The sequence below is a fragment of the Streptomyces sp. NPDC058877 genome, assembly GCF_042742855.1.
Classification (GTDB): domain Bacteria; phylum Actinomycetota; class Actinomycetes; order Streptomycetales; family Streptomycetaceae; genus Streptomyces.
Genome location: NZ_JBHYMF010000267.1, coordinates 1 through 7,982 on the forward strand (window position 1 = coordinate 1; position 7,982 = coordinate 7,982).

The following is a 7,982-nucleotide window of genomic DNA, read 5'->3' on the forward strand; positions in this document are numbered from 1 at the left end:
TGGTGCCCCCGGCGGGGAGTTCGGCGTCGATGGTGAAGCCGGTGCCGGTGGGCCACATCTCCACCGCCAGGACCCGGATGGTCAGGCCGCACACCGGCCGCGACAGCACCGGCGCGCAGGGCGTTCTTCTTGTCCACAGCCCAAAAGTAGCGAACGCCTAAACGGGCCGCGCGTCCGGGGGTGCCGTACGGGCGTCTCCCGCGGCGACACGGGCGTGCAGCTCGCGCAGCAGGGCGTGCGCCCGGGGCGAGGCGGCGAACTGCTCCAGGGTCAACGGCTGGCCGTCCGGGCCCGCGAGCGGCAGCCGCCAGTTGGGGTACTCGTCCCAGGTGCCCGGCAGGTTCTGCGGCCTGCGGTCCCCCACCGCGTCCGGCAACCAGACCCCCACCATCCGGGCCGGGGTGGCCAGCAGGAAGCGGTGGACGGCCCTGATCTCGGCCTCCTCGCCTCCCGGCCCCTCGGGCAACAGCCCCGCACGCTCGAAGACGCCCAGCCAGTCGGCGGTCTCCGCCGCGTCCGCCGCCCGCTCGCGGACCAGGTCCCCGGGGTGCAGTCCGAGCCGGTGCCGCAGGGAAACGTGCTCGCCGGAGAGTCGGGCGGCGGTCGGGGGGAGGTCGTGGGTGGTGGCGGTGGCGACGCACTCCGCACGCCACTCCCCCGCGGGCAGCGGGCGGCCGGTGCCCTCCCAGTCCCGCTCGAACCAGAGCACCGAGGTCCCGAACACCCCGCGCCGGGCCAGCTCCTCCCGCACTCCCGGCTCGACCGTGCCGAGGTCCTCGCCGATGACCAGGGCGCCGGCCCGGTGGGCCTCCAGGACGAGGATCGCGAGCATCGCCTCCGCGTCGTACCGGACGTAGGTGCCCTCGGTGGGCTGACGCCCCTCGGGCACCCACCAGAGCCGGAACAGACCCATCACGTGGTCGATGCGCAGCGCGCCCGCGTGGCGGAGGAGTTCACGGAGCAGTCCGCGGTACGGGGCGTAGCCGGTCGCGGCGAGGGCGTCGGGCCGCCAGGGCGGGAGGCCCCAGTCCTGGCCCCGGGAGTTGAAGGCGTCGGGCGGGGCGCCGACCGACATGCCGGCCGCGAAGGCGTCCTGCTGGGCCCAGGCGTCCGAGCCCTCGGGATGGACGCCGACCGCCAGGTCGTGGACGATGCCGACCGCCATCCCCGCCGCGCGGGCCGCCGCGGCGGCGTCGGCGAGTTGCCGGTCCGTCAGCCAGGCCAACCGGCAGTGGAAGTCGACCCGGGCGGCCAGGTCGGGATCGGTGCGCACGACGGCCTCCGCGGCCTGCGGCGTGCGCAGTTCCCCGGGCCAGCCCCGCCAGTGGGGCCCGTGGCGCTCGGCCAGGGCCTGGTAGGTGGCGTGGGCCTCCAGGGCGGGGCCCCGCTCGGCGAGGAAGTCGTGGAAGTCGGCGCGGCGCCCCGGGCCCGGCTCCACGCTCCCGAGCACCAGTTCCAGGGCCCGCCGCTTGACCTCCCAGACGGCGTCGCGGTCGATCAGCGCCCCCTTGCCGAGGACCCGTTCGCGCAGTTCGGCCGCCTCGGCGAGGATCCGGTCGAGCTCTTCGCGGCGCTCGGGTCCCACCAGGGCGTACTCGGGGACCTCCTCGACCCGCAGGTGGACGGGGTCGGGGAAGCGGCGCGACGAGGGGCGGTACGGGGACGGGTCGGTGGGCGTGCCGGGCACTCCCGCGTGCAGCGGGTTGACCTGGACGAAGCCGGCACCGTGCGTGCGGCCCGCCCAGGTGACGAGCTCGCGCAGGTCGCCCAGGTCGCCCATGCCCCAGGAGCGGCCGGACAGCAGGGAGTACAGCTGGACCAGCAGTCCGTACGAACGGCGCACCGGGCCGGGCACCCGCGCGGGGCTGACGATCAGGGTGGCGCTCGCGGTGCGCCCGTCGGGGGCCTCCGCCTCGACGCCGTGGACGCCGAGCGGAAGCCCCGACCAGTCCGGATCGTCGAGGACGGCACCGTCCTCGGTGGTGACCCGCAGGCGGGTGCCCGGTGGCAGGTCCACCGGCGGCTGCGGGGACGGACCGCACCGGCCCTGGGCGTCCCGGTGCCCGTCGCGGTCGCCCTGCCGGCCGTCCTCGTGGTGCAGGACCAGGGTCGGGGGCAGCAGCCGCTCGCGGTCGGCCCGTTCCGCCGCGTCAAGGGCGGCGGACACCGCCTCCGGCGTGGCCGCATCGATGCCCAGGGCGCCGAGGACGGCCACCACGGTGGCGTCCGGCACGGGTACGGAGACGCCCGGGGAGGGGCTGTAGGCGGTGGCGACGCCGTGACGGGCGGCGAGACGGGCCAGGGTCACTTCACACTCCGGGGGACTCCGGGCCGCCCGCGCTGACGGGGGCGGTGGGTTCGCTGGTCAAGGGGGTCACTTCGGCCAGGGCCGGCTCGCTGGTGAGCGGAGTCACCGCGGCCAGGGGCGGCTCACTGGTCAACGGGGTCTCGGCGGCCAGGGCCGGCTCGCTGGTGAGGGGGAACGCATCGGACAGGGGCGGCTCGCCGGCCAGCGGGGCGCCGGCCGGCACCGGCTGCTGCGGAATCCGTATCCGTCCGAGGTGACGGGCGGTCATGGTCACGGGGGTCTCCCGGTTCGTCTCGACAGGTGGTACCTGGGGCAACGAGAAGAGCCCTACCCACCGCACCTCGTTTTACCGGCGGAAAGTGACGAAGTGGCGTCACCCCGCCGAAGGTCTGCCGGGCAAAGGCGACACATCGACCACGCGCATTGACACTTCCCGGCGACGGGTGGTGGGCTCGTGACCTACTCGTGACCAACCGGTGGGGCTGCCGACCCCGGCCGAAGGGAGACCCCGTGCACCTCGGGCGCAGGAAGCGCACGGCGACGGCCGTCGCCGCCGCCGTGATCGGCGGCCTCCTCGGCGGCACCGCATCGGGCTCGGCGCAGGCGGTCCCCACGGCACCGGTGGCCCCGACGGCGCCCGCAGCCCTCAGGGCCCCGTCGGCGCCCGCGGTCCCCGGGGCGCCGGGAGGCCCCGCGGCCCCGACCGCCCCGGCATCTCCCGCCGCGGCGACGACCGCCACCACCCCGCGGGTGCCCGAGGTCTGGCCCCGACCGCAGTCCATGACCGGCACCGGGGCACCCGTGCGCCTCGGCGACGAGGTGACGCTGCTCGCCGACCCCGACGCCGATCCGTATGCGCTCGCCGTCCTGCGCGAACTGCTGAGGGCCGCCGGAGTGCGGACCGTCCACGCCGACCTGCCGGGTCGGGGTCCGGTCGTACGCGCCGCCGGGCCCTCCGGAGAGGGCGCGGAGGAGGCGCTCGCCGCCCTGGGCGTGCCCGAGCGCCTCGACCTCCCCCGCGGCGGCTACCGACTCGCGACGGGCCGGCTCCAGGGCCGGGACACCGTCGTCCTGGACGGGGTCGGCGAGGACGGCCTGTTCCACGCGGTCCAGACGCTGCGCCAGCTCCTCGGCGGCGGGCGGGAGGTTCCCGGCGTCGTCGTCCGCGACTGGCCCGGCACCGCCGAACGCGGCATCACGGAGGGCTTCTACGGACGTCCCTGGAGCCTGGAGCAGCGACTCGCCCAGGTCGACTTCCTGGGGCGGACCAAGCAGAACCGCTATCTGTACGCACCCGGTGACGACCCGTACCGCCAGGCCCAGTGGCGCGAGCCCTACCCGGAGGAACAGCAGGGCGAGTTCCGCGCGCTCGCCGCCCGGGCCCGCGCCAACCACGTGGTGCTCGGTTGGGCCGTGGCCCCCGCCCAGTCCATGTGCCTGGCCTCGGCCGATGACGTGGCCGCGCTGACCGGGAAGCTGGACGCGATGTGGGAGCTGGGGGTGCGCTCCTTCCAACTCCAGTTCCAGGACGCCTCCTACGACGAGTGGCACTGCAAGCGGGACGCCAAGGCCTTCGGGCGCGGGCCGGAGGCCGCCGCCACCGCCCATGCGCGCGTGGCGAACGCCGTCGCCCGATGGCTGACGGAGCGACACCCGGACGCCGAGCCGCTGACGGTGATGCCGACGGAGTACTACCAGGACGGCACGACCGCGTACCGCACGGAGTTCGCCGAGGTGCTCGACGCGGACGTGCGGGTGGCGTGGACCGGTGTCGGCGTCGTCCCCCGCACGATCACCGGCGGCGAACTGGCCGGCGCACACGAGGCCCTGGGCAGCCACCCGCTGGTCACCATGGACAACTACCCGGTCAACGACTACGCGCAGGACCGGCTGTTCCTCGGCCCGTCGACCGGTCGGGAGCCGGCCGTGGCCGCCGGTTCCGCGGCCTTCCTCGCCCATGCCATGGAGCAGCCCGCGGCCTCCCGGGTCCCGCTCTTCACCACGGCCGACTACGCGTGGAACCCGCGCGGCTACCGGCCCGGGGAGTCCTGGCGGGCCGCCGTGGAGGACCTCGCCGGCCCGGACCCCGCGGCCCGCGAGGCGCTGCGCGCCCTGGCCGGGAACGGCTTCTCCTCGATCCTCGACCCGTCGGGCGAATCGGGCTACCTCAAGCCGCTCCTGGCGGCGTTCTGGGGGGCCCGCTCGACCGCCGACCCGGCCGCGCGGCAGAAGGCCGCGAACGAGTTGCGGGCCGCCTTCACCGTGATGCGCCGAGCTCCCGAGCAACTCGCGGACACCGCCGGCGGCACGCTCGACGACGAGACGGCACCGTGGCTGGAGCAGCTCTCCCGGTACGGGCTGGCGGGCGAGACGGCGATCGACATGCTGGTCGCGCAGGCGCGCGGCGACGGCCCGGCGGCCTGGCGGGCGCAGTTGGCCCTGGAGACGCAGCAGAAGGCCCTCCGGGAGAGCCGGGTGACGGTCGGTCCGGGCGTGCTCGATCCGTTCCTCGTGCGTGCGGCGGCGGAGGGGACGGCCTGGACCGGTGCCGACCGGGTCGCCGCGGTCCGTGCCGACCGGACCGCCGACTCGTACACCGTGCGGCTCGACCGGACCCGGTCGGTGGAGGCCCTGACGGTCATGGCCGAGCCGGACCCGACCGGCGCGGTGGGGGACGCGCGGGTGGAGGCGTTCGTCCCCGGCGAGGGCTGGCGGTCGCTCGGCCCGCTGTCCGCATCCGGATGGACGCAGGCCGGGGCGAAGGGGCTGCGGGCGGATGCGCTGCGGGTCGTGTGGAGCAGCGGGGGGCCGGCACCGGAGGTGCGGTCGCTCGTGCCGTGGTTCGCGGACGGACCGCGGGTCGGGCTGGACCTCTCACGCACGGAGACGGACGCGGAGGTCGGCGGCCCGGCCCAGCGGGTGGACGTCGAGTTGACGGGTCGGCGCGCGGGCGCGGTGCGCGGAACACCGACGGCGAAGGCGCCGAAGGGGATCTCGGTGCGGTTGCCGAAGGAGGCCGTGGTGGAACGGGGCGCGCGGACGACCGTGCCGCTGGAGGTCTCGGTGGCGCCGGGCGTGCCGGTCGGTTCGTACCGGGTGCCGGTGTCGTTCGCGGGTGAGGAGCGGGTCCTGACGGTGCGGGCCTTCCCCCGGACGGCGGGCCCGGACCTGGCGCGGGCCGCGACGGCTTCCTCCTCGGGCGACGAGACCCCGGACTTCCCGGCGTCCTCGGCGGTGGACGGCGACCCGGCGACCCGCTGGTCCTCGCCGGCGGAGGACGGCGCCTGGTGGCAGTTGGAGCTGGCCGAGCCGGCCCGGATAGGGCAGGTGGTGCTGCACTGGCAGGACGCGTACGCCTCCCGCTACCGGGTCCAGGTCTCGGCCGACGGGCGCGTCTGGCGGACCGCGGCGACCGTCGAGGACGGCAAGGGCGGGCGGGAGTCGGTCAGGATGGACGCGGCGGACACCCGCTTCCTGCGGGTGCAGGGGGAGAAGCGGGCGACCCGCTTCGGCTACTCGCTCTGGTCCGTGGAGACCTACGCCGTGGCCCCGCAGGAAACGGCGGACGCGAAGGCGGAGGACCAGCAGCCCGCGCAGCCCGCGCAGACCCCGTCCCCGCAGACCCCGTCCCCGCAGTCCGCGCAGACCCCGCCGTCCTCGCCGGACGCCACGCCGCAGGAGGACACGCCGGAGGAGCGGCCCGCCCCCTGAGGGGTGCGCCGCTCCGCGCCGGAGCCCCCGCAGACGCGAAGGGCCCGGCTCACCCCTTCGTCAGCGCCCCCACGGGGGTGTCTGCGACGGAGTCGATCCGGGCCATCACGTCCTCGGCGCCGTACGGTTGGAGGTACGGCAGCCAGCGGGGGTCCCGGTGTCCGGTCCCGATGATCCGCCAGGCCAGACCGCTCGGCGGGGCGGGTTGGTGGCGGAGCCGCCAGCCGAGTTCGCGCAGGTGCCGGTCGGCCTTCACGTGGTTGCAGCGGCGGCAGGCCGCCACGACGTTCTCCCAGGCGTGCGTACCGCCGCGGCTGCGCGGGATGACGTGGTCGACGCTGGTGGCGACGCCCCCGCAGTACACGCAGCGCCCGCCGTCACGGGCGAAGAGGGCCCGGCGGGTCAAGGGAACGGGCCCCCGGTAGGGGACCCGCACGAAGCGCTTCAGTCGCACCACGCTGGGTGCGGGGAGGACTTGGGTCTCGCTGTGCAGGAAGGCGCCCGACTCCTCGAGGCAGAGGGCCTTGCCCTCCAGGACGAGGACGAGTGCGCGGCGGAGCGGTACGACGCCGAGCGGCTCGTACGACGCGTTGAGGACCAGGACGTGCGGCACGGATGCCTCCTATGACGCCGGCGGCGCGTGGCTCGCGCCGGGACGAATTGCTCTCAGTCTCTCCTCATGCCTGGTCGCAGCGCCACCACGTATCGGAATCGGGGTGAACGGCCCGAGGTGTTCTCGACCACATCGGCATCTCTCCCCGATGTCTGCCCAGGTGGAGCCCGCTTCTCCCTCGAACACGGCTACGGGGGCACGTCCGACGCCCCGTTACTGTGGATGGTCTGCGTACGAAATGCCTGGAGGTTGCCCCGTGTACCGGTCCGCCCTGGCGGCTGCCACCGAACCCGACCCGATGCCGACGACCCTGGACGAGGCCGCGGAGAAGGCCACCAACGCGGCGAGCTGGGTGGAGGAGAACTGGTCCAGCTGGTTGAACACCGGGTTGCGCATCCTGCTGATCCTGGTCGTCGCCGTGCTGCTCCGGCTGGCCGTCCGACGGGCCCTGACGAAGCTGATCGAACGGATGAACCGCTCGGCGCAGGCAGTGGAGGGGACGGCGCTCGGCGGTCTCCTGGTGAACACCGAGCGGCGGCGGCAGCGCTCGGAGGCGATCGGCTCGGTGCTGCGCTCGGTGGCGTCCTTCCTGATCATGGGCACGGCCGGTCTGATGATCCTGGGCGCCTTCAAGATCGACCTCGCGCCGCTGCTCGCCTCGGCCGGTGTGGCCGGCGTGGCGATCGGCTTCGGTGCGCGGAACCTGGTGACGGACTTCCTGTCCGGCGTCTTCATGATCCTGGAGGACCAGTACGGGGTGGGTGACTCGGTCGACGCCGGTGTGGCCTCCGGCGAGGTCGTCGAGGTGGGCCTGCGGGTGACCAAGCTGCGCGGGGCGGACGGCGAGATCTGGTACGTACGCAACGGCGAGATCAAGCGGATAGGGAACCTGAGCCAGGGCTGGGCGACGGCCGGCGTGGACGTGACCGTGCGGCCGACGGAGGACCTGGAGCAGGTGCGGTCCGTGATCATGGAGGCGGCGGAGTCCATGGCGAAGGAGGAGCCGTGGAACGAGCGCCTGTGGGGGCCGGTGGAAGTACTCGGCCTGAACGAGGTACTGCTCGACTCGATGACGGTCCGCGTCTCGGCGAAGACGATGCCGGGCAAGGCGCTGGGGGTGGAGCGCGAGCTGCGCTGGCGGATCAAGCAGGGGCTGGACAAGGCCGGCATCCAGCTCGTCGGCGGGGTTCCGGCGCAGGTGGAGGCGGCCGCCGACCCGACGGCGGGCATGGCGGCGCCGTCGGTGTTCGGCTCGACGATCTCCCCGCAGTCGGTGGCGGCGACCCCGCTGCCGAAGCCGGACCTGAACAAGTAGCGACCCGGTACGACGGAGGGCGCCCCACCGGTGAC

Annotated in this window: 5 protein-coding genes; 2 read left to right on the forward strand and 3 right to left on the reverse strand. The window is 74.9% G+C overall.

The window, feature by feature from the left end; all coding sequences use genetic code 11:
* Positions 1 to 157: 157 nt before the first annotated feature.
* The gene (gene malQ, locus ACFW2Y_RS33290) at positions 158 to 2,308 is read right to left on the reverse strand and encodes a 4-alpha-glucanotransferase (RefSeq protein ID WP_384886702.1); all 2,151 of its coding nucleotides are present in this window, start codon (positions 2,306 to 2,308) and stop codon (positions 158 to 160) included.
* A 1-nt stretch (position 2,309) separates the two neighbouring features.
* On the reverse strand, positions 2,310 to 2,576 hold the full coding sequence (locus tag ACFW2Y_RS33295; RefSeq protein ID WP_384886712.1) for a hypothetical protein: 267 nt from the start codon (positions 2,574 to 2,576) through the stop codon (positions 2,310 to 2,312).
* Positions 2,577 to 2,818: 242 nt separating this feature from the next.
* Between ACFW2Y_RS33295 and ACFW2Y_RS33300 the strand changes: the two genes are divergently transcribed.
* Positions 2,819 to 6,019, forward strand: coding sequence for a beta-N-acetylglucosaminidase domain-containing protein (locus tag ACFW2Y_RS33300; RefSeq protein ID WP_384886705.1), 3,201 nt, complete (start codon positions 2,819 to 2,821; stop codon positions 6,017 to 6,019).
* 49 nt (positions 6,020 to 6,068) lie between these two features.
* Here the strand turns inward: ACFW2Y_RS33300 and ACFW2Y_RS33305 are convergent, their stop codons facing one another.
* Complete coding sequence (locus ACFW2Y_RS33305; RefSeq protein WP_384886708.1) at positions 6,069 to 6,632, reverse strand: HNH endonuclease; 564 nt, start codon at positions 6,630 to 6,632, stop codon at positions 6,069 to 6,071.
* 238 nt (positions 6,633 to 6,870) lie between these two features.
* Between ACFW2Y_RS33305 and ACFW2Y_RS33310 the strand changes: the two genes are divergently transcribed.
* Complete coding sequence (locus ACFW2Y_RS33310; protein WP_384886710.1) at positions 6,871 to 7,947, forward strand: mechanosensitive ion channel family protein; 1,077 nt, start codon at positions 6,871 to 6,873, stop codon at positions 7,945 to 7,947.
* Positions 7,948 to 7,982 lie beyond the last annotated feature (35 nt).